The following is a 20968-nucleotide window of genomic DNA, read 5'->3' as shown; positions in this document are numbered from 1 at the left end:
ATTGTAGCAGAATCGGCGCCAGTTCTTAGAGCACGATCCGAAAAACCGAGCATTGCCTAACATCATGGTCAGACGAAAGAATTAATCCGGTCAGGGCCGCATCGTTCGCACCAGCGCCTCCAGCAGGGCAGCCTCATCCGGCCGTGCCGCCACCACCACCTTGGTCGCGCCGGCGTCATGCAGCACGGAGGCGACCGCCGCCGAGATGCAGCATTGCGGCAGAGCCAGCGCCGAGATCTCGATGCCGTCGGCCCTGACGGCGTCGAGGAACGCCTGCGCGCTGCGGCGGGAATAATGCAGCACCGCCGTGATCCGGTTCGCCATGAAGGCGTCGCTGACCTCCCTCGGGAAGGCGGCCACCGGCGCCATCCGGTAGGTGGTGTGGGTCACGATACTCAGCCCCTGTTCGCTGAGTTCGCCGGCGAGATCGCGCGACAGGTCGGCGCCGGCAAGATAGAGCAGCACGGCCGACGCCGCGAGTTCGCCGGCCTTGACCCGCGCCAGCACGAGATCGCGCAAGCTTGCCGCCTCGCCCTTGGCGACGATCACCTTGGCAAAACCCGTGGCGCGCGCGGCATCGGCGGTGTGCGCCCCGACCGCGAACAGCGGCAGACGCAACAACCGGCTGGCCGCGAGATCGAGCGCGCGCAGCGCATTGGCGCTGGTCAGGACGACGGCATCGTAATCCGCCTCATCGTCATGGAACGGCAGCGGCTCGAAGCGCAGCACCGGCGCCGCGACGGCCTCGAAGCCGCGCTGGCGCAGCGCCGCGAGCGTGGCGTCACTATCCGGATGCGGTCGTGTGACAAGGATGGTCACGGGGTCAGGTCTCCAGCCTCAGAAATTGGACCTTGCAAATTGGACCTTTGCAAATGGGCTTGGCCGACCAATTGCACTTTCAGACCTCGCAATGCTACCCCGGAGGGGACATTTTGATGGATATGATCCTGCCGGAAACCGGTTCCGGCCTGTCCGGATCATGCTGGTAGCACAAGGGCCGAAATTGGAACACGAACCACCGATGCTGGTGCTGGGGATCGAGACCACCTGCGATGAAACCGCAGCCGCCGTGGTCGAGCGCCAGGCTGACGGGCAGGCAAGGATCCTCTCCAACGTGGTGCGCTCGCAGACCGACGAGCACGCCCGCTTCGGCGGCGTGGTGCCGGAGATCGCGGCGCGCGCCCATGTCGACCTGCTCGACGGGATCGTCGACAGCGCGATGAAGCAGGCCGGCGTCGGCTACGGACAATTGTCGGCGGTCGCGGCCGCCGCCGGCCCCGGCCTGATCGGCGGCGTCATCGTCGGCCTCACCACCGCGAAGGCGATCGCGATGGTGCACGACACGCCGCTGATCGCGGTCAACCATCTCGAGGCGCACGCGCTGACGCCGCGGCTGACCTGCGCGCTGGCGTTTCCCTACTGCCTGTTCCTGGCATCCGGCGGCCACACCCAGATCGTCGCCGTGGTCGGCGTCGGCGACTATGTGCGGCTCGGCACCACGGTCGACGACGCGATGGGCGAGGCATTCGACAAGGTGGCGAAGATGCTGTCGCTGCCCTATCCCGGCGGACCGGAGGTCGAGCGTGCAGCGGCCGGCGGCGACCCGACGCGGTTTGCCTTTCCGCGCCCGATGCTCGGCCGGCCCGATGCCAATTTCTCGCTGTCGGGATTGAAGACCGCGGTGCGCAATGAAGCGAGCCGGCTGGAGCCATTGGAGCCGCAGGACGTCAGCGATCTCTGCGCGAGCTTCCAGGCTGCGGTGCTGGACGCGACCGCGGATCGGCTGACTGTCGGACTAAAACTGTTCCAGGAGCGGTTCGGCACGCCGCGCGCGCTGGTCGCGGCCGGTGGCGTTGCCGCCAACCATGCGATCCGCAGCGCGCTGCAGGAGGTCGCGGCGAAAGCGCAGACCACGCTGATCATCCCGCCGCCGGCGCTGTGCACCGACAACGGCGCGATGATCGCCTGGGCCGGCGCCGAGCGGATGGCGCTCGGCCTCACCGACACGATGGAAGCGCCGCCGCGCGCCCGCTGGCTGCTCGATGCCAACGCCAAGGCGCCGGCCGGCCACGCCAACAGCCGCGCCGGATATTGAACCGGGGGTTTTGATGCCCGCGCATAGCTCAGTCAGCGTGATCGGTGCCGGCGCCTGGGGCACGGCATTGGCCGAGGTCGCGGCACGCGCCGGCCGCAAGGTGACGCTGTATGCGCGCAATGCCGAACATGCCGCGCAGATCGAGGCGACGCGAGTCAATCCAAAGCTGGCCGGTGTCCCGCTTCATCCCGGCATCGTCGCGACGCCGGATATCGCTGCGGCGGCACGCGCGGACATCATCCTGGCCGTCACCCCGGCGCAGCATTTGCGCGCGGCAGTCGGGCACCTTGCGCCGCACCTCGCGCCTGAGACGCCGGTCATCGCCTGCGCCAAGGGCATCGAGCACGGCACGCATAAGTTCATGACCGAGGTGATCGCGGAGGCTGCGCCGCGGGCGGTGCCGGCGATCCTGTCGGGGCCGAGCTTTGCCGACGACGTCGCGCGCGGATTGCCGACGGCGGTGACGCTGGCCACAAAGGACGAAGCGCTCGCACGCGCGCTCGTCCAGGCGCTCGGCTCGGCGACCTTCCGGCCCTATCACACGACGGACGTGCGCGGCGTCGAGATCGGCGGCGCGGCCAAGAACGTGCTGGCGATCGCCGCCGGCATCGTCGTCGGCCGGAATCTCGGCGCCTCCGCGCTCGCCGCGCTGACCACGCGCGGCTTCAGCGAGCTCACGCGACTGGGCCGCGCCTGCGGCGCGCGCACCGAAACCCTCGCCGGCCTGTCCGGGCTCGGCGATCTCTTGCTCAGCTGCTCGACCGCGCAGTCGCGCAATTTCGCGCTCGGCCTTGCGCTCGGTCGCGGCGAGGCCGCGCCGGTCGGCAAGCTCGCCGAAGGCGCGTTCACCGCACCGGTGCTGTGCGAGCTCGCCGCGGCGCAGACGGTCGACATGCCGGTGTCGAACGCGGTCGCCGCGATCCTCGGCGAGCGGCTGACCATCGACGCCGCGATCGAGGGCCTGCTGACCCGACCATTCAAGGCCGAGTGACGCACGACACGGGTGCGCGAGGCGGTGCTTCACGATCCGCGCGCGCCGTACTAGCGTGGCGGCGAACCGTCGGATCCCGGTCTTAGCAGTCGAGCAATGGATCCCAAGGGAAAACACATGCGTCAACCGCAACGCGCCATCGTTCCGATCTGCATCGCATTCGCCCTCGCCGTCTCATCCGCCGCCCACGCCCAAACCGCCACCTCCTATGACGAGCTCGCCAAGAGCGAGGCGGCTGCCAATGCCGACAACGGCAAGCGGGTCGTGCCGCTCAAGTCGATCGGAAATCCCTCCGCCGACGTCTCTGCCGAAATGCAGGCGATGATCGGCACGCCCTACCCGCCGCATTTCAACGCCGACCCGAAGACATCAGCGGAATGGAAGGAGCTGATCGATCGCCGCGCCAAGCAGGCCATCGCGGGCATTCCGGCGATGAAGGCGAAGCTCGGCGTCAAGGTCGAGGAAACAAGGATCGCCGGCGTGCACTGCTACATCGTGACGCCGAACAAGATCGCGCTCGAGAACCGGCGGCGCCTGCTGATCCACGTCCATGGCGGCGGCTATGTGTTCGGCCCCGGCGAAGCGGCGCTGCCGGAAGCGATCATGATGGCCGGCTTCGGCGGCTACAAGGTGATCTCGGTCGACTACCGGATGCCGCCGGACTTCCCCTATCCGGCCGCGATGGACGACGCGATGGCGGTCTGGAAGGAGGTTTTGAAATCGCACGAGCGCCACCGGCTGGCGATCTTCGGCACCTCGACTGGCGGCGCGATGACGCTTGCGATGGTGCTGCGGGCGAGGGATGAGAAGCTGCCGCTGCCGGCCGCGATCGCGCCGGGCACGCCATGGTCCGACATCGACAAGATCGGCGACAGCTACGCGAGCAATGAGTGGGTCGACAATGTGCTGGTGACCTGGGACGGCTGGCTCGGCCGCGCGGCCAAGCTCTATGCCAACGGGGCCAGCCTGAAGAATCCCTACATCTCGCCGATCTATGGCGACTTCAGGGGCTTTCCGCCGACCATCCTGACCTCGGGCACGCGCGACCTGTTCCTCAGCAACACGGTTCGCACCCATCGCAAATTGCGACGCGCCGGCGTGATCGCCGATCTCAACGTCTATGAGGGGCAGTCCCACGCCCAGTACCAGATGAACATCGACGCGCCCGAGACCAGGGAGGCGTTCACCGACATCGCCAAATTCTTCGATCGGTATCTGAAGCAGTGAGTGCAGATGCCCGCGCTTGTCGCGGGCATCTGGCTGACTGTAGATTGCCGCGCGATGGGCGCTCGAGAACGGGATGAGTTGCGATGAATTACTGGCTGGTGAAATCCGAACCGTCGGTCTGGTCGTGGGACCAGCAGGTCGCCAAGGGCGCCAAGGGCGAGGCCTGGACCGGCGTGCGCAACTTCACGGCGCGGCAGAACCTGGTCAATATGAAGAAGGGCGACAAGGCGTTCTTCTATCATTCCAACGAGGGCAAGGAGATCGTCGGCATCGCCGAGGTCGTCAAGGAAGCCTATCCCGATCCGACCGACAAGACCGGCAAGTTCGTCTGCGTCGACATCAAGGCCGACAAGCCGCTGAAGACACCGGTGACGATGGCCGCGATCAAGGCCGACAAGAAGCTCGCCGATATGGCGCTGGTGAAATATTCGCGGCTCTCGGTGCAGCCGGTGACCGCGGAGGAGTGGAAGTACGTCTGCAAGATGGGCGGGCTGTGATCAACCCTCTCCCCTTGTGGGAGAGGGTGCGCTCGCGAAGCGAGTGCGGGTGAGGGGTCTGTCTCCGCGGAGAGAACCCCTCATCCGTCGCGGACTGCGTCCGCGCCACCTTCTCCCACAAGGGGAGAAGGGAAGTAGGACCTTACGCCCCCGCCGCCATCACCACCTGCGCCAGCAATTGCTCGCGCTTACTCTGGGTGCGGTAGCCGCCCATCGTCGCGGCGAAACGTTCGAGGATGCCGTCCTCGAAGGCGGTGACGATGGTGTCGTGGACGTAGCTCTTGCGGCAGATCGCCGGCGTGTTGGAAAGCTGGTCGGCAGCGGCGCGGATCGCATCCAGCACCTGGCGCTTGCGGCCGCGCTGGCTGGCGGCCGGCGTGATCCGCGACAGCGACTCCACCACGACGGCCGACGCCATCAGGGTGCGGAAATCCTTCAGCGAGATCTTGATGCCGGCGAGCTCGCGCAGGAACGCGTTCACCGCGGTGGTCGAGGCGGCGCGGACGACGCCGGAGCGGTCGTAATATTGGAACATGCGCTTGCCGGGAACGTCGCGCAGAATGCCGATGGCGCGCACCAGCTTGGCCGCGTCGCATTCCTTGCGCACCGCCTTGCCGCCCTTGGCCTTGAAGGTCAGCACCAGGCTGTCATCTTCCAGCGTGACGTTGGATTTCAGCAGCGTGGTGGCGCCACGGGTGCCGTTGAGACGGGCATAGGATTCGTTGCCGGGCCGGATCGCGGTGCGCGCGATCAGTTCGATCACCGCCGACAGCGCGAACTCGCGGGTCGGCTCGTCGCCGGACAGGAAAGCCGAAACCTTGCGCCGGATCTTCGGCAACGCCGCCACCAGCTTGCCCAGGCGATGCGCCTTGCGCTGCTCGCGGACCTTCTCCCAATCGGCGTGATAGCGATATTGCAGCCGGCCGGCCGCATCGAGGCCGACCGCCTGCAGATGCGTATTCGGATCGGTGGAGTAGCGCACCTGGCGATAGGCCGGCGGCATCGCCATCGCATGCAGCCGGCGGATGGTGCGGGCATCGCGGACGCGCGAGCCGTTGGCGCGAACGAACGAATAGGTCTTGCCGCGCTTGACGCGGCGGATCGTCAGCTCGTTCTGGTCGCCGAGCCGCAGGCCGAGATCGCGGGCCAGATCCTCAACCGAGGTCTTGATGGCGGCGGGGGCGTCGAGCTTGATCCTGGACGGCTTTGCCTGCGCCGGCTTGGGCCATTGGCCCAGCGCCTTCGCCAGGGCGACAGCGGGATCGGCGGACATGGGCCGCACAGCCGCGATGTTCTGCTGATCCATCATCTCAGTTAGACGCCTTGTTCCGTTGTTCTCCCGGTAATGCCGTTGCTTCGGGCTTCGTTCCGGTGGGGCCGTCCGGCCTCGGTTTCGCGATTTAGGGCGTCAGGGCTGACATTGCGAGTCGCGAATCGGTTATTTGAGGTCTCTAAATACCTTTCATGGGTGCCATTCGCCCGCTAACCTTGATTTTGGCCCCTCCGGATTGGGTCAAAATGGCGGGACCGCGGGCCGGGAACCCATCGGGACGGGCCCACCACGGACGATCTGCCGCGGCCGAACAGGTCAGAGATCGTACAACTTCTCGCGACGCTGCCGGATGCCGGGGGCATCGACCGACCGAACGGCTTACCCGCCGGCAGGCATGCCAGCCTTGCGACATGCGTCACCTCGACGCGTTCAGGCCGAGGGGGCCGGCATCGAAGCAACCAATTGTTGGTGCAGATCATCGCGGCGGCGGCCGATCGTTCGCTTCATCGCGCGTTATCAAGATCGGCACCGGCCCACTCGTCGTCGGACCCGGCATCGTTGCGATGGCTGAACCACGGTGCACAGAGCAACGTCACTACGACCAAGAGACCGGTGACCGGGAACGAACGATGGCGCATAGGTTTCCATCGTCAATGAGGCACGGTAAATCGGCCCATCACATGCAGAAGCTGGCGGCTTCGACCCATGGCTTCTGCGCGACGAAAGTGACAGTCCTTTTTCCTTGCCGGGCCGGAATGCGCCAACGCATAATCGCGGCAATGATCAAGACGGCTTGAACTTAAAAGACTTGCCGCCGCGTCGTTTGCGATCGGCAATGAGTGGAGGAAAGCGATGTCCGAGAAGATCTATGACGTGTCGGCCGACTGGGCCAAGCGCGCTTATGTCAACGACGCCAAATATCGCGAGATGTACGCGCAGTCGGTCAAGGACCCCAACGGCTTCTGGGGCGAGCACGGCAAGCGGATCGACTGGATCAAGCCCTTCAGCAAGGTCGAGAACGTCTCCTACGCGCCCGGCAACATCTCGATCAAATGGTTCGAGGACGGCGAGCTGAACGTCGCCTGGAATTGCATCGACCGCCATCTGGACAAGCGCGGCAACCAGACCGCGATCATCTGGGAAGGCGACGACCCTTCCGAATCCAAGCACATCACCTACCGCGAGCTGCACGACGAAGTCTGCAAGATGGCCAACATCCTGCGCACGCGGAACGTCGGCAAGGGCGACCGCGTCACGATCTATCTGCCGATGATTCCGGAGGCGGCCTACGCCATGCTGGCCTGCGCGCGGATCGGCGCCATCCACTCGGTGGTGTTCGGCGGCTTCTCGCCGGACAGCCTCGCCCAGCGCATCAAGGACTGCGACTCCAAGGTCGTGATCACCGCAGACGAAGGCCTGCGCGGCGGCAAGAAGGTGCCGCTGAAGGCCAATGTCGATGCCGCGATCGCCAAGACCGGCGGCGTCGACTGGGTCGTGGTGGTGAAGCGCACCGGCGGCAAGATCGAGATGAACCCGACGCGCGACCTCTGGTACCACGAGGCCGCCGAGATGGTGACCGACGAATGCCCGTGCGAGCCGATGAATGCGGAAGATCCGCTGTTCATCCTCTACACGTCAGGCTCGACCGGCACCCCGAAGGGCGTGCTGCACACCTCGGCCGGCTATCTCGTGTTCGCGTCGATGACGCATCAATACGTGTTCGACTATCACGACGGCGACATCTACTGGTGCACCGCCGACGTCGGCTGGGTCACCGGCCACAGCTACATCCTCTATGGGCCGCTCGCCAATGGCGCGACCACGCTGATGTTCGAGGGCGTGCCGAACTACCCGGACAATTCGCGGTTCTGGAACGTGGTCGACAAGCACAAGGTCAATATATTCTACACCGCGCCGACCGCGATCCGCGCGCTGATGCAGGGCGGCGACGAGCCGGTGACGAAGACCTCGCGCAAGTCGCTGCGCCTGCTCGGATCGGTCGGCGAGCCGATCAACCCGGAAGCCTGGGAGTGGTACTATCGCGTGGTCGGCGAGGAGCGCTGCCCGATCGTCGACACCTGGTGGCAGACCGAGACCGGCGGCATCCTGATCACGCCGCTGCCGGGCGCGACCAAGCTGAAGCCGGGATCCGCGACGCGGCCGTTCTTCGGCGTGGTGCCTGAAATCGTCGATGCCGACGGCAAGACGCTGGACGGCGAGACCTCGGGCAATCTCTGCATTGCCAAGTCGTGGCCGGGCCAGATGCGCACCGTCTATGGCGACCACGCCCGCTTCGAGCAGACCTACTTCTCGACCTACAAGAACAAGTATTTCACCGGCGACGGCTGCCGGCGCGATGCCGACGGCTATTACTGGATCACCGGCCGCGTCGACGACGTCATCAACGTGTCCGGCCACCGCATGGGCACCGCCGAGGTCGAGAGCTCGCTGGTCGCGCACGAGGCGGTCTCGGAAGCCGCCGTGGTCGGCTATCCGCACGACATCAAGGGCCAGGGCATCTACGCCTATGTCACGCTGATGAAGGGCACCGAGCCGACCGAGGCGCTGCGCAAGGAGCTCGTCGCCTGGGTCCGCAAGGATATCGGCCCGATCGCCTCGCCGGACCTCATTCAATTCGCCCCCGGCCTGCCGAAGACCCGCTCCGGCAAGATCATGCGCCGCATCCTGCGCAAGATCGCCGAGGACGAGCCGTCGAGCCTCGGCGACACCTCGACCCTGGCCGATCCGGCCGTGGTCGACGACCTCGTGCAGAACCGGCAGAACAAGAAGTAATCCGGCGACGACAATCTCGGGACATGGTGCAAGGGCCGCGCGCGATCACCGCCGCGGCCCTTCGCTTTTCATGCGATCGGGCGTCGATGGCCCTTCAAACGCTCTGGGATTGGGCATTTCACGGGATTGTCAGAGACGCGGCGCCATTGCGGCGCGTTTGTGGCCGGGTGTTGTTTTCAAGTCATTTACTTTGATCCGAAGTTTTCCTTTTCTCCCGCCATCTGGACGTGTCTCGCGGCCGGCGTGAAACCACCCGGTTAAGACACGCGGTTAATATTGCGTGCGTGAGACCGGCGGGCCCGGTTTTTTCAGGGCTCTGCATCTTCGTTTTTGGCTTCCTTGCGGGAGCTGTTGGGAAGTGGAGAGATTGATGTCGATGAAGTTTGCGGTGGCGCTGGCTGCCACCCTTGGTGCTGTTGTCGTGATGTCGCAGGCGGCCGAAGCGCGGCCGGAAATGGTCGGAATCCACGCCGACAATTATGAGCCGGGCACCATCGTGGTGAAGACCAACGAACGGCGGCTCTATCTCATTCTCGATTCCGGCCACGCGATGCGTTACCCGGTCGGCGTCGGCAAGTCCGGCAAGCAGTGGGCCGGCACCACCAAGATCGACGGCAAGTATCGCAACCCGGCCTGGTCGCCGCCCGCCGAAGTGAAGCGCGACAAGCCGAGCATCCCAGACGTGATCGCCGGCGGCTCGCCGCGTAACCCGATGGGCGTCGCCGCGATGACGCTCGCCGGCGGCGAATACGCGATCCACGGCACCAACGTGCCGGGCTCGGTCGGCGGCTTCGTCTCCTACGGCTGCATCCGCATGCTGAACACCGACATCACCGACCTCTATTCGCGCGTCTCGGTCGGCACCACGGTCGTCGTCACCCGCTGATCGCGAACAGTCCTTCGCTTGAAGAAAGCCGCGCATCTGCGCGGCTTTTGTTTTCTGCGCTGTGGCGTCCACGACGCTTAGCGCGCAAAATATCCGCACCAGCCGAAGCGGTGCCCGCCATTGTAGGCGCGGGCGTGACCGGCCGCGAGCATCGCGGCTGAGACGTTGTCGGTCTTCTTGGTTGCGACGTCAGCGACGACGCGCCCCTGATATTTGTCGGGACCGACATTGTAGATCGCAACATCGCCCTGGCCGAGCAGATCGCGCAGCGCCACCGTCGCGGCCTGCGCCATTTGCAGTTCGCGCGCACACGACGCCTTCAGCTCCGGCGCATCGATGCCGCGCAGGCGGACCCGGGTATAGAGATCGGGGCCCGGTGTGAGATGCACCCGCGCCTCGAACGTGTCGCCATCGATCGTCCGGATGACATCGACGGCATGGCGCGCATCAGGTGCGCCGGCGCGCTGCCGGATCATTTCGGCATCCCGCGACCGGTTCAACGACCAGTGCGACGGTAGCGGCATCCATTGAGGCACATATTGGCGGATCGGCAGCGTGCTGCCGACGGCGATGCCGAGCACGAAAACCCAAGGCAGCGCCGCCGAGACACGGCGGCCCCAAGGTGAGCGGCGGAAGGGCGGACGTCCCGTCCCACGATAAGGATTTATTCTCTCGTATGGGGACATATTCCCAGACTGGCCCGAGTCGGACCGTCAGGCAAGACCGCGCGAAAGACCCTCAAAAATCCGAGGCGATTCCCTTGGTCTCCCAATCGCCGTAACGCGTCGGTTCCGGTCCCTTCGGGCCCTGGAATTCCTTCGGCCGCGCGGCTGCGTTCTGCGCGGCTAACTCCTCGGCAGCCTTGCGCCGCGCCGCGGCCTCGGCGAGCGCACGCTGCGCGGCCGGCGTCAGCGGCTTGCGCGGCGCGGGTTCCGGCGGCGTCGGCATTGGCGATTTCTCAGACATGACAAGCCTTCTTGGCAAAACTCTCGGCCTGCGTACTTCGTATCTCCGTGCCGGCTCAGTGACGACATCACGATCAAGAAATCCGCAAGGCGATTCTTACATTTGGCATATTCGCATGCCAGAGGTGTCTTCGAGTTGATGGCATGAGCCGAACGTAACTCAGCACCTTCGAGATAACTCCGCTCCATGCCTCCTTCAAGATTTGCAGTTCCTGCCGAAGTCCCCGGTCTCGCGGCGCGCCGCATCGCAGCCGACATCCTCGACGGCGTGCTGCACAAGCACCGCACGCTGGACGATCAGCTCGACGGCGCCGGCGCGCATCCCGGCCTGAAATCGCTCGCCGATCGCGACCGCGCGTTGATGCGCCGGCTGGTCTCGACCATCCTGCGCAAGCTCGGCACGCTCGGCCATCTGCTGTCGCGCCTGCTCGACCGCGGCATCCCGACCGATGCGCCGCGCGCACAGAGCGCGCTGTTGATCGGCGCCGCACAGATCCTCTGGATGGACGTGCCCGATCACGCCGCGGTCGATCTGTCGGTGCGGCTGGTGCAGTCGGACCGGCGCGCTGCGAAATATGCCGGGCTGGTCAATGCCGTGCTGCGCCGCTGCGCACGCGAGGGCCAGGGGCTGATCGACGAGATCAGCACGCAGACGCTGGACCTGCCGCCATGGATGCTGGCGCGCTGGAACGCGCATTACGGCGAAGCCACCGCGCGCGAGATGGCGCTGGCGCTCGGCCACGAGCCGTCGCTCGACCTCACCGTGAAGTCGGACGCGCCGCAATGGGCGAGCCGCCTGCACGGCGAGACGCTGCCGACGGGAACCGTGCGCACGCTGCTGCAGGGTTCCGTCACGATGCTGCCAGGCTTTGCCGAAGGCCAATGGTGGGTGCAGGACGCCGCCGCGGCACTTCCGGTGCGGCTGTTCGGTGACATCAAGGACAAGGCAGTCGCCGATCTCTGCGCGGCGCCCGGCGGCAAGACCGCCCAGCTCGCGCTGGCCGGCGCGCAGGTCACCGCGATCGACCGCTCGCCGGCGCGCGTCGCGCGGCTGCGCGACAATCTCACCCGGCTGGCCTTGCAGGCCGAGACCGTCGTCGCCGACGCCGCCGAGTGGGGCGCTGACGCAGCAAGCTTCGACGGTATCCTGGTCGATGCGCCCTGCACCTCGACGGGAACCATCCGCCGCCATCCCGACGTCGCCTGGCTGCGCCTGGAAGCCGACATCGCCGCGCTGTCATCGCTACAGCAGCGGCTGCTGCAAAAGGCGATCCATCTGCTGAAGCCCGGCGGCACGCTGGTCTACTGCACCTGCTCGCTGGAGCCGGAGGAAGGCGAGCACGCGATTTCCGCGCTGCTGGCCGGCGAATCAGGCTTGCGCCGCGCGCCGGTCGAGAAGGGCGAGGTCGCCGGCCTCGACGACATCATTACCGCCGACGGCGATCTGCGCACTTTGCCCAGCCATTTGCCCAACGCCGACCCGCGGCTGGGCGGCCTGGACGGCTTTTACGCGGCCCGGCTGGTTAAGGCCTGATTTTAAACGTCGGTCTTCTAAGCTCCAGATGCTTCGTGAAGTGATTCGTGCGGTATCAAGAGGGTGTCTTGTCGATCAAGATGGTGTCTTGGCCGCGTTTCCGGATTAAATAAGGATTCGTTGAAAATTCCCTCCCCGCAAGGTTAGGCGTGTCGGTCGCTCAAAGCAGACGCATCTCGACGCTGATTGCTGGCCGCTTCGCCCGCAGCATGCTCGCGCGCGCCAGCGGCAGCACGGTCGCGCTGTCGCGGCTGTGGCCCGGCCGCACCGACCGGCTGATCATCGCTCCGCACGATCTGCGAACCGCCGACGCCACCCGCGCCGCCGAGATCTATGCCGGGCGATTCGTGTTCGCCGGCAAGATCGTCACCTGCCACGGCCGCTCGATCTTCGATCTCGAGCCGCCGTCGGAGGATTGGGAAGCCGCGCTGCTCGGCTTCGGCTGGCTGCGCCATCTGCGCGCCGCCGACACCGCGCTCACCCGCGCCAACGCCCGCTCGCTGGTCGACGACTGGATCTCCAACCAGGCCCGCCGACGGCCGCTGGAACGCCGCGCCGACGTGCGCGCGCGGCGCGTGATCTCGCTGCTGTCGCAGGCGCCCTTGGTGCTCGGCGACACCGATGGAAAATTCTACCGCAAATATCTGCGCGGGCTGGCGCGCGAGATCCGCTATCTGCGCCACGCCACGCTCGACAATGACGGCGTGCCGCGCCTGCAGGTCTTGATCGCGCTGTGCTACGCTTCGCTCTGCCTCGCCAACCAGGCGCGCAACATCAAATCCGCGACGCGCAGGCTGTCCGACGAATTGCAGCGCCAGATCCTGCCCGATGGCGGCCACATCTCGCGCAATCCCGGTGCGCTGGTCGAGCTCCTCAGCGATCTCCTGCCGCTGCGGCAGACCTTTGCCGCGCGGAACATCGCGCCGCCGCCGGCGCTGCTCAACGCGATCGACCGCATGATGCCAATGCTGCGCTTCTTCCGGCACGGCGACGGCAGCTTCGCGCTGTTCAACGGCATGTCGACCGCGCCGTCCGATCTGGTCGCGACGCTGCTCGCCTATGATGACACCCGCGGCGTGCCGATGGCGAGCATGCCGCACACCGGCTTCCAGCGGCTCGACGCCGGCAACACCACGTTGATCATCGACACCGGCCCGCCGCCGCCGGCGAGCGTCAGCCAGGATGCGCATGCCGGCTGCCTGTCGTTCGAGCTGTCCTCCGGGGTCAGCCGCATCGTCGTCAATTGCGGCATGCCCAGCACCGGCCGCGACAATTGGCGGCCGTTCGCACGCTCCACCGCGGCGCATTCGACCCTGACCTATCACGACACCTCGTCGTGCCAGTTCGTCGAGCTGTCGGCGATGAAGCGGCTGCTGCGCGGCGCGCCGATCACCAGCGGCCCGAGCAATGTCGAGAACTACCGCGAAGCCGTGCCCGACGGCGACGTGCTGACCGCCTCGCATGACGGCTATCTCTCCCGCTTCGGCGTGATTCACCGCCGCGTGCTGATGGTGTCGCAGGACGGCACAAGGCTCGAAGGCGAGGACCAGCTGACGCCGGCGCCGGGCGGCCGCATCAAAGGCAGCGAGGCCGATTTCGCGCTGCGCTTCCATTTGCACCCCTCGGTGAAGGCGAGCCGGCTGTCGGATGCCCGCGGCGTCATGCTGGTGCTGCCCAACCGCGACGTCTGGACCTTCGAGGCGATGGACGACAAGGTCGACCTCGAGGACAGCGTGTTCCTGGCCGGCAATGACGGCCCGCGCCGCACCTCCCAGATCGTGATCCGGCAGGACGCGCGGCACGCCGGCACGATCCGCTGGAGCTTCGTGCGCTCCTCGACCTCGGCCACCGCCACCAACGCCCGCCGCAACGCCCGCCGCGAGCCGGAACTGCCGCTGTAGGGCTGGTATCGGCAACGCGACTGACCCTAAACCCGTCACCCTGAGAGCTTGTGACGGATTCGGCTCCTGCGGAGTTTTTGGCGGCTGTTCGTCGCAGCAATTGGCAGGTTTGAGTTCGAGTTCGGCGATGACCCGTTGTTTAGGCTCTGGAGAGGCGGTTGCCTTGCAGGATGTTGTTGACGAGGGCGTACCAGAGCACGACGGCACGGACCTTTTCGATGCCGCGCACGGTCAATTGCCGCAGGTCCCAATTGCGCCAGCGGGCATGGATGCACTCGCAGATCGACCGGGACCTGTATCGGGCCTTGCCCTCTTTGCTCGCCATTCGCGCACGCCAGGCCAACACCCCCGGACCGTCGCCGCGCCGCGGTAGATAGGGATCGGTACCGTGCTTGGATTGAGTGGGCGGACAAAAGATATCGATGCCCTCGGCATAGGCCCATTCGATGTCCTCGGCACTGCCAAAGCCGCCATCGACGAGATGGTCCTTGGGCAACCCTCCGGGCCGCGCACGCTGCCGCTCCAGCATGGGACGCATCAGGCCGCGATCGGATCCGATGTTGCAAATTCTGGTGTCGACGACGATCTGCTCGCCGGCCACGCTCGTCACCTGCACGTTGTAGGCGGGGCGGAAGCCGCCGTTCGCCATCTTCATGACCCGTGCATAGGCGTCCGTCGTGGAGGCCCGCGGCTCCTTCGGCGTCTTGCCGTTGCCGCGACTTTCTTCGCGCTCCTTGCGCTGCTGCTTGATCTCGGCGAGCGCCGTCTGCGCCGCCTTCACCCGCGCGCTGCGTTCCCGCGCGGCCCGCTCCTTGGCTGCCCGGGCACGCTTATTGCTGGCGTCCGAGCGTGTGTCGACCTCGCGCTTGAGGTCTTCCACCACGGCCTCAGCCTGCGCCAAATGCTTATCCAGCGTCGCCTCGCGCCGGAACGAGGCCGCCCCGGCGCTGGCCCGGACCCGCATGCCATCCTGCGCCAAGGTCTCCAGATCGACGAGACCGGCCTTTGCCAACGCTGCCAGATGCTCACTGAGCAGTCGGTCAAGCAGATCGGCGTTGCCGACCCGGAAGTCCGCCAGCAGGTGATAGTTCACCGACACCCCGCCGCACAGCCAGCGATAGGCATCGTGGCTCTCGCACAGCCGCTCCAACGCCCGCGCGCTGCCAACGCCTTCGCTGGCGGCATAGAGCCACAGCGCCAGCAAAAGCCGGGGCGAGGTCGCGGGGTGACCGGGACGATCGCCGCGAGCCTTGATCCGGTCCTCCAACTCACTCAGATCAAGCTCTTCGACATAAGACCAGATCAGCCGCACCGGATGGTCTTCCCCGATCAGGCTCTCAATATCAACCGCTCGCAGCGCAATCTGGTCGCGCTGGGGCTCACGCAGCCGCGGAGCGCCGGGCAAGCCCGCTTCGGCTGGTGGCTTCGCCTGCTCCGGCAGGTCCCCAAACAACTCATCGGCAGCCAACATCACCTCCCGCGAATCCATCATCGCCAGAGAATCACACCGCGCCGGCTTTCGGCTACAATGTTCGCTGAAACCCCAAAAAAATCACACCCTCTGAGGAGCCGCGACGCGGCGTCTCGAAGGGTCGACGGCCACCAGCCGGGCCGATTCATTCTTCGAGACGCCGCTGAGCGGCTCCTCAGGATGACGGGGATGGTGTGGCGCGGGAAAATTTGGACTGAATCGCCGCCAATTTGCGGGGATTCGGTCCCACGGACCGGTTTCGTACCGCCCAAAACCATGCTACCCGGCTGCCTTAACAGCCAGGGAATTTCCGATATGACCGAGCAGCTTCGCCGCGTGACCCGCGCTCTGTTGTCCGTTTCCGACAAGACCGGACTGATCGATTTCGCCAGGGCGCTGGCCGACCAGGGCGTGGAGCTGGTCTCGACCGGCGGCACCGCCAAGGCGATCGCCGCGGCCGGGTTGAAGGTCAAGGACGTCTCCGAGCTGACCGGTTTTCCGGAGATGATGGACGGCCGGGTCAAGACGCTGCATCCGAAGGTGCATGGCGGCCTGCTCGCGATCCGCGACAACCAGGAGCATGCCTCCGCGATGGCCGCGCACGGCATCGCGCCGATCGACCTTCTGGTCGTCAACCTCTATCCGTTCGAGGCCACCGTCGACAAAGGCGCCGGCTTCGAGGAGTGCATCGAGAACATCGACATCGGCGGCCCCGCGATGATCCGCGCCGCGGCCAAGAACCATGACGACGTCGCCGTGGTGGTCGAGGCGAACGACTATCAGGCCGTGCTCGACGAGCTCGCCGCGCACAAGGGCGCGACCTCGCTCGGCCTGCGCCGCCGGCTCGCCGCCAAGGCCTATGCGCGCACCGCGGCCTATGACGCCGCGATCTCGAACTGGTTTGCCGTGCAGCTCGACACCAAGGCGCCGGACTTCCGCGCCTTCGGCGGCAAATTGATCCAGTCGCTGCGCTATGGCGAGAACCCGCACCAGACCGCGGCGTTCTACGCCACGCCGGAGAAGCGGCCGGGCGTTGCCACGGCACGCCAACTGCAGGGCAAGGAACTGTCCTACAACAACATCAACGACACCGACGCGGCCTATGAATGCGTCGGCGAGTTCGACCCGCAGCGCACCGCGGCCTGCGTGATCGTGAAACACGCCAATCCCTGCGGCGTCGCCGAGGGTCCCGATCTCGCCACCGCCTATGCCCGTGCGCTGGCCTGCGACTCGACCTCGGCCTATGGCGGCATCATCGCGGTCAACCGCACGCTCGATGCCGACGCCGCGCGCGCCATCATCGGCATCTTCACCGAAGTGATCATTGCGCCCGACGCCACCGAAGAGGCGATTTCGATCATCGCCGGCCGGCGCAATCTGCGCCTCCTGCTTGCCGGCGGGTTACCGAACGCACGCGCGACAGGCCTCACCGCCAAGACCGTTGCCGGCGGCCTCCTGGTGCAGAGCCGCGACAATGCCGTGATCGAGGACATGAACCTGAAGGTCGCGACCAAACGCGCGCCGACCGACGCCGAGCTGCGCGACCTCAAATTCGCCTTCCGGGTGGCAAAGCACGTCAAGTCGAACACCATCATCTACGCCAAGGATCTTGCGACCGTCGGCATCGGCGCCGGCCAGATGAGCCGGGTCGATTCCGCACGCATCGCCGCGCGCAAGGCGCTGGATGCGGCAGCCGAGCTGAAGCTCGCCGAACCCTTGACCAAGGGCTCGGTGGTCGCCTCGGACGCGTTCTTCCCGTTCGCCGACGGCATGCTGGCCTGCATCGAGGCCGGCGCCACCGCCGTGATCCAGCCCGGCGGCTCGATGCGCGACGACGAGGTGATCAAGGCCGCCGACGAGCACGGCATCGCCATGGTGTTCACCGGCGTGCGGCATTTTAGGCATTGATCTCGTAGCCCGGATGGAGCGAAGCGCAATCCGGGGTCTTTGATCCGCTGAGAGACCGTCCCGGATTTCGCTTCGCTCCATCCGGCTACGAGCTTCGCCGGGACGACGCCGGTGATTTACTCCCGCACCTTCGCCAGCAGCGCCAGCCCCACCACGAAGAACGCCACCAGCACTGCCATGCCCGCCTTCTGGCTCGCAGTCGCCGCGGTGATCGCGCCGATCAAGAGCGGCCCGATGAACGACGTCACCTTCCCGGTCAACGCGAACAAGCCGAAATACTGCGCGATGCGATCCCTGGGCGCGAGGCGGATCAGGAGCGAGCGCGAGGCCGCCTGCAACGGCGCGCCGGCGGCGCCGATCAGGCAACCCAGCACGATATAGGCGCGCTCGGCGGCGCCCGCGAACAAAGCACCGCCGGGCACCGGCGGCGCGACCGGGATGAACAGGATGGAATCCTTGTTCACGGTGAGGATCACGACGATCGCAAACAGCAGGATCACGAGACTGCCGGTGATCACGCGCTTCGGCCCGAACCGATCGTCGAGCTTGCCGCCGATCCAGCCGCCGAAGGTGCCAGCCACCGCCAGAATGATGCCGAAGGTGCCGATCCGGATCGTGTCCCAGCCGAACGTGCCGGCGGCATAGATGCCACCGAACGCGAACAGCGAGACCAGCCCGTCGGTGTAGATCATGTTGGCCAGCAGGAAGCGCGCCAGCGATGTCTGCTTCGGCAGCCCCGCAAATGATTCCCCGAGCTCGCGCAGGCCTTCACCGAGTGCCTCGCGCAGCGGGCGCTTCGCCGGATAGTCCGGCGTGAACAGGAACATCGGCGTCACGAAAATGATGAACCACAGCCCGGTCAGCGGTCCGGTGATGCGGTCGCCCTCATGCATGACCGGATCGAGATCGAACAGCGGCGTGAAGCCGAACAGCGTCTTGCCGGTCTCGGCATTGGCGGCGAGGAAGCCGAGCACCAGCACGAGGCTGAGGATGCCGCCGACATAGCCGGTGGCCCAGCCGGTGCCTGACAGGCGCCCGATCCTGTCGGGCGGCACGAGGGTCGGCATCATCGCATTGTTGAACACGGTCGCGAACTCGACGCCGACGCTCGCGATCGCATAGGCAAGCAGCAGCATCGGGACGATGTCCGGATTGCCGGGCTTGCCGATCCACATCGCGCTCGATCCGATCACGAGCAGCGCGCCGAAGGCCGCGATCCACGGCTTGCGCCGGCCGCTGGCGTCGGCGATCGCGCCCAACACCGGCGACAGCAACGCGATCGCCAGTCCCGCGGCCGCGGTGGCAAAGCCCCACAACGCCTGCCCGCTCGCCGCATCCGACGCGACGAAGCTTGCGAAATAGGGCGCGAACACGAAGGTCGTGATCAGCGTGAAATAAGGCTGCGCGGCCCAGTCGAAGAAGATCCAGCTGACGACGGCGGCGCGGCCCGGATAGACTTTTGTGGTGGCCTTCGTATCGCCGGCGCCCGTCTGCAATGTTGTCGTCATCGCGAAAGATATTCCCCAACTCGAACCACAGGCAGGCTTTTGCTGCTTCAATCCGCTCCCATATAGCATGAGCCGGTTTGACTGATACGGCGATGAACAGGGCAGGACATTTCGATGGCGCGGACAGCAATGATGTCGCGGCGGCTGTTTGCCGCTCTCCTGGTGACCGGCATCGCGACATCAGCCCTCGGCCAGGTTCAGCGCCACGCCTACGAGCCGTCAGCCACTGACACTGCCCGCAGCATTCGCGCCGAACACGGCATGGTGGTGGCGCAGGAGAAACTCGCGGCGCGGGTTGGCGCCGACATATTGCGGCAGGGCGGCAATGCGATCGATGCCGCGGTCGCCACCGGATTTGCGATGGCGGTGACCTATCCACGCGCCGGCAATATCGGCGGTGGTGGCTTCATGGTGATCCATCTCGCCGCAAGCAAAGAAGACGTCGCGATCGACTACCGCGAGACCGCGCCGCAGGCCGCAACGCGCGACATGTTCCTCAACGCCGAGGGCAAGCCCGATCCCGACAAGTCGCGCAACTCCGCGCTCGCGATCGGCGTGCCCGGCACGGTCGCAGGCCTCGCATTGGCGCTGGAGAAATACGGCTCCGGCAAGTTCACGCTGGCGCAGATCCTCAAGCCTGCGATCGATCTCGCGCGCGACGGCTTCGTCGTCACCGACGACACGTCGGACACGCTGAACGACATGTATCGCCGCATGTCGCGCTGGCCGAATTCGGCCAAGACGTTCTCGCACGCCGACGGCACGCCGCTGCGCGAGGGCGACCGCCTGATCCAGGGCGACCTCGCCGGCGTCTTGACCGCGATTGCCGAACAGGGCCCGCGCGGCTTCTACGAAGGTGCCGTCGCCGAGAAGCTCGTCAGCGGGATCAAGAACGCCGGCGGTATCTTCAGTGTCGAGGACCTGAAGTCCTATCAGCCTATCATCCGCACGCCGATCCGCGGCACCTATCGCGGCTACGACATCGTCTCGATGCCGCAGCCGTCCTCCGGCGGCGTCGTGCTGCTCGAGATCCTCAACATCCTCGAAGGCTTTCCGATGTCCGACATGAAGCAGGGCTCGGCGGCCTCGCTGCATGTGATGATCGAGGCGATGAAGCGGGCCTATGCCGATCGCGCCCGCTATCTCGGCGATCCCGCCTTCGTCGACGCGCCGACGCAATTGCTGGTCGACAAGGACTATGCCGCCAGGCAGCGCGCGACCATTGACCTCGCCCGCGCCACGCCCTGGACCGACGTACGCAACGCGAAGCAGCCGCACGAGGGCGACAACACCACGCATTATTCGGTGATCGATGCCAGCGGCAACGCCGTCAGCAACACCTACACGCTGAACTTCCCGTACGGCGTCGGCCTCGTCGCCGACGGCACCGGCGTGCTGCTCAACAACGAGCTCGACGATTTCACCGCCGCGCCCGGCGCCTCCAATGCGTTCGGCCTGGTCGGCTTCGAGGCCAATCTGCCGGGACCCGGCAAGCGCCCGCTGTCGTCGATGTCGCCGACCATCCTGCTGAAGGACGGCAAGCCTGTGCTGGTGACGGGCTCGCCCGGCGGCAGCCGCATCATCTCCGCGGTGACGCAGATCATCGTCGACGTGATCGACTACAAGATGGATATCGCGGCCGCGGTCGCCGCGCCCCGCATGCATCATCAATGGCTGCCCGACGAGGTCCGGATCGAGCGCGGCTTTCCCGATGAGGTGCTGACCGAGCTGCGCGCCAAGGGCCACAAGACGGTCGAACCGCTCGGCTACTCCTCCGCGAACTCGATCGCTGTCACGACCAGCGGTCTGCTCGGCGCGCCCGATCCGCGCACGCGCGGCGCGGAGGCCGCGGGATACTAAAACGCGGGGCTTTGCCCGGCCTGCTACATCGCGATAGATTGGCGGTCCGCGCAACTCCG

The 20968-nt window shown here is 66.2% G+C and carries 16 protein-coding genes; 10 read left to right on the top strand and 6 right to left on the bottom strand.

From position 1 onward, the window contains the following. Window positions 1-90 precede the first annotated feature (90 nt). Window positions 91-819 carry a uroporphyrinogen-III synthase gene (locus tag ACVINW_RS11575; RefSeq protein WP_456751410.1) on the bottom strand — a complete coding sequence of 243 codons (729 nt, stop codon included), beginning with the start codon at window positions 817-819 and terminating at the stop codon, window positions 91-93. 202 nt (window positions 820-1021) lie between these two features. Between ACVINW_RS11575 and tsaD the strand changes: the two genes are divergently transcribed. The 4 genes from tsaD (at window position 1022) to ACVINW_RS11555 (ending at window position 4810) form a co-directional block, all read left to right on the top strand. Continuing rightward, on the top strand, window positions 1022-2095 hold the full coding sequence (gene tsaD, locus ACVINW_RS11570; protein WP_456751409.1) for a tRNA (adenosine(37)-N6)-threonylcarbamoyltransferase complex transferase subunit TsaD: 1074 nt from the start codon (window positions 1022-1024) through the stop codon (window positions 2093-2095). A gap of 13 nt (window positions 2096-2108) precedes the next feature. Next, window positions 2109-3086, top strand: coding sequence for an NAD(P)H-dependent glycerol-3-phosphate dehydrogenase (locus ACVINW_RS11565; RefSeq protein WP_456751408.1), 978 nt, complete (start codon window positions 2109-2111; stop codon window positions 3084-3086). A 117-nt stretch (window positions 3087-3203) separates the two neighbouring features. Next, window positions 3204-4313, top strand: coding sequence for an alpha/beta hydrolase (locus ACVINW_RS11560; RefSeq protein WP_456751407.1), 1110 nt, complete (start codon window positions 3204-3206; stop codon window positions 4311-4313). An 83-nt stretch (window positions 4314-4396) separates the two neighbouring features. Then, complete coding sequence (locus ACVINW_RS11555) at window positions 4397-4810, top strand: EVE domain-containing protein (protein ID WP_456751406.1); 414 nt, start codon at window positions 4397-4399, stop codon at window positions 4808-4810. 142 nt (window positions 4811-4952) lie between these two features. Here the strand turns inward: ACVINW_RS11555 and ACVINW_RS11550 are convergent, their stop codons facing one another. Then, window positions 4953-6119 carry a DNA topoisomerase IB gene (locus ACVINW_RS11550; RefSeq protein ID WP_456751405.1) on the bottom strand — a complete coding sequence of 389 codons (1167 nt, stop codon included), beginning with the start codon at window positions 6117-6119 and terminating at the stop codon, window positions 4953-4955. A gap of 816 nt (window positions 6120-6935) precedes the next feature. Here ACVINW_RS11550 and acs point away from each other — a divergent pair. Next, window positions 6936-8876 carry an acetate--CoA ligase gene (gene acs / locus ACVINW_RS11545; RefSeq protein ID WP_456751404.1) on the top strand — a complete coding sequence of 647 codons (1941 nt, stop codon included), beginning with the start codon at window positions 6936-6938 and terminating at the stop codon, window positions 8874-8876. A 370-nt stretch (window positions 8877-9246) separates the two neighbouring features. Next, window positions 9247-9762 (top strand): L,D-transpeptidase, encoded by a 516-nt coding sequence (locus ACVINW_RS11540; protein WP_456751403.1) that lies wholly within the window; start codon window positions 9247-9249, stop codon window positions 9760-9762. A 77-nt stretch (window positions 9763-9839) separates the two neighbouring features. Here the strand turns inward: ACVINW_RS11540 and ACVINW_RS11535 are convergent, their stop codons facing one another. Next, window positions 9840-10448: a thermonuclease family protein gene (locus ACVINW_RS11535; RefSeq protein ID WP_456751402.1), complete on the bottom strand. Its 609-nt coding sequence runs from the start codon at window positions 10446-10448 to the stop codon at window positions 9840-9842. A gap of 52 nt (window positions 10449-10500) precedes the next feature. Next, entirely contained in the window at window positions 10501-10728 is a 228-nt protein-coding gene (locus ACVINW_RS11530; protein ID WP_456751401.1) for a DUF1674 domain-containing protein, read from the bottom strand. Window positions 10729-10914: 186 nt separating this feature from the next. Here ACVINW_RS11530 and ACVINW_RS11525 point away from each other — a divergent pair, with 186 nt between their 5' ends. Continuing rightward, window positions 10915-12261, top strand: coding sequence for an RsmB/NOP family class I SAM-dependent RNA methyltransferase (locus ACVINW_RS11525; protein ID WP_456751400.1), 1347 nt, complete (start codon window positions 10915-10917; stop codon window positions 12259-12261). Window positions 12262-12410: 149 nt separating this feature from the next. Then, window positions 12411-14162 carry a heparinase II/III family protein gene (locus ACVINW_RS11520; RefSeq protein WP_456751399.1) on the top strand — a complete coding sequence of 584 codons (1752 nt, stop codon included), beginning with the start codon at window positions 12411-12413 and terminating at the stop codon, window positions 14160-14162. A gap of 139 nt (window positions 14163-14301) precedes the next feature. Here the strand turns inward: ACVINW_RS11520 and ACVINW_RS11515 are convergent, their stop codons facing one another. Next, on the bottom strand, window positions 14302-15633 hold the full coding sequence (locus ACVINW_RS11515; RefSeq protein WP_456756370.1) for an IS1182 family transposase: 1332 nt from the start codon (window positions 15631-15633) through the stop codon (window positions 14302-14304). Between the two features lie 315 nt (window positions 15634-15948). Between ACVINW_RS11515 and purH the strand changes: the two genes are divergently transcribed. Continuing rightward, entirely contained in the window at window positions 15949-17541 is a 1593-nt protein-coding gene (gene purH, locus ACVINW_RS11510) for a bifunctional phosphoribosylaminoimidazolecarboxamide formyltransferase/IMP cyclohydrolase (protein ID WP_456751398.1), read from the top strand. A gap of 116 nt (window positions 17542-17657) precedes the next feature. Here purH and ACVINW_RS11505 read toward each other — a convergent pair whose 3' ends face one another. Beyond that, window positions 17658-19049 (bottom strand): MFS transporter, encoded by a 1392-nt coding sequence (locus ACVINW_RS11505; RefSeq protein WP_456751397.1) that lies wholly within the window; start codon window positions 19047-19049, stop codon window positions 17658-17660. A 114-nt stretch (window positions 19050-19163) separates the two neighbouring features. On the opposite strand from ACVINW_RS11505, the gene ggt reads away from it, so the two are divergent. Next, a complete protein-coding gene (gene ggt, locus ACVINW_RS11500) occupies window positions 19164-20909 on the top strand; it encodes a gamma-glutamyltransferase (RefSeq protein WP_456751396.1) in 1746 nt (581 codons plus the stop codon). Window positions 20910-20968: the final 59 nt, after the last annotated feature.

The sequence above is a fragment of the Bradyrhizobium sp. USDA 4461 genome (genome assembly GCF_054055655.1).
The sequence above is the reverse complement of the archived record's forward strand: the minus strand, read 5'-3'. Positions and strand labels throughout refer to the sequence as shown.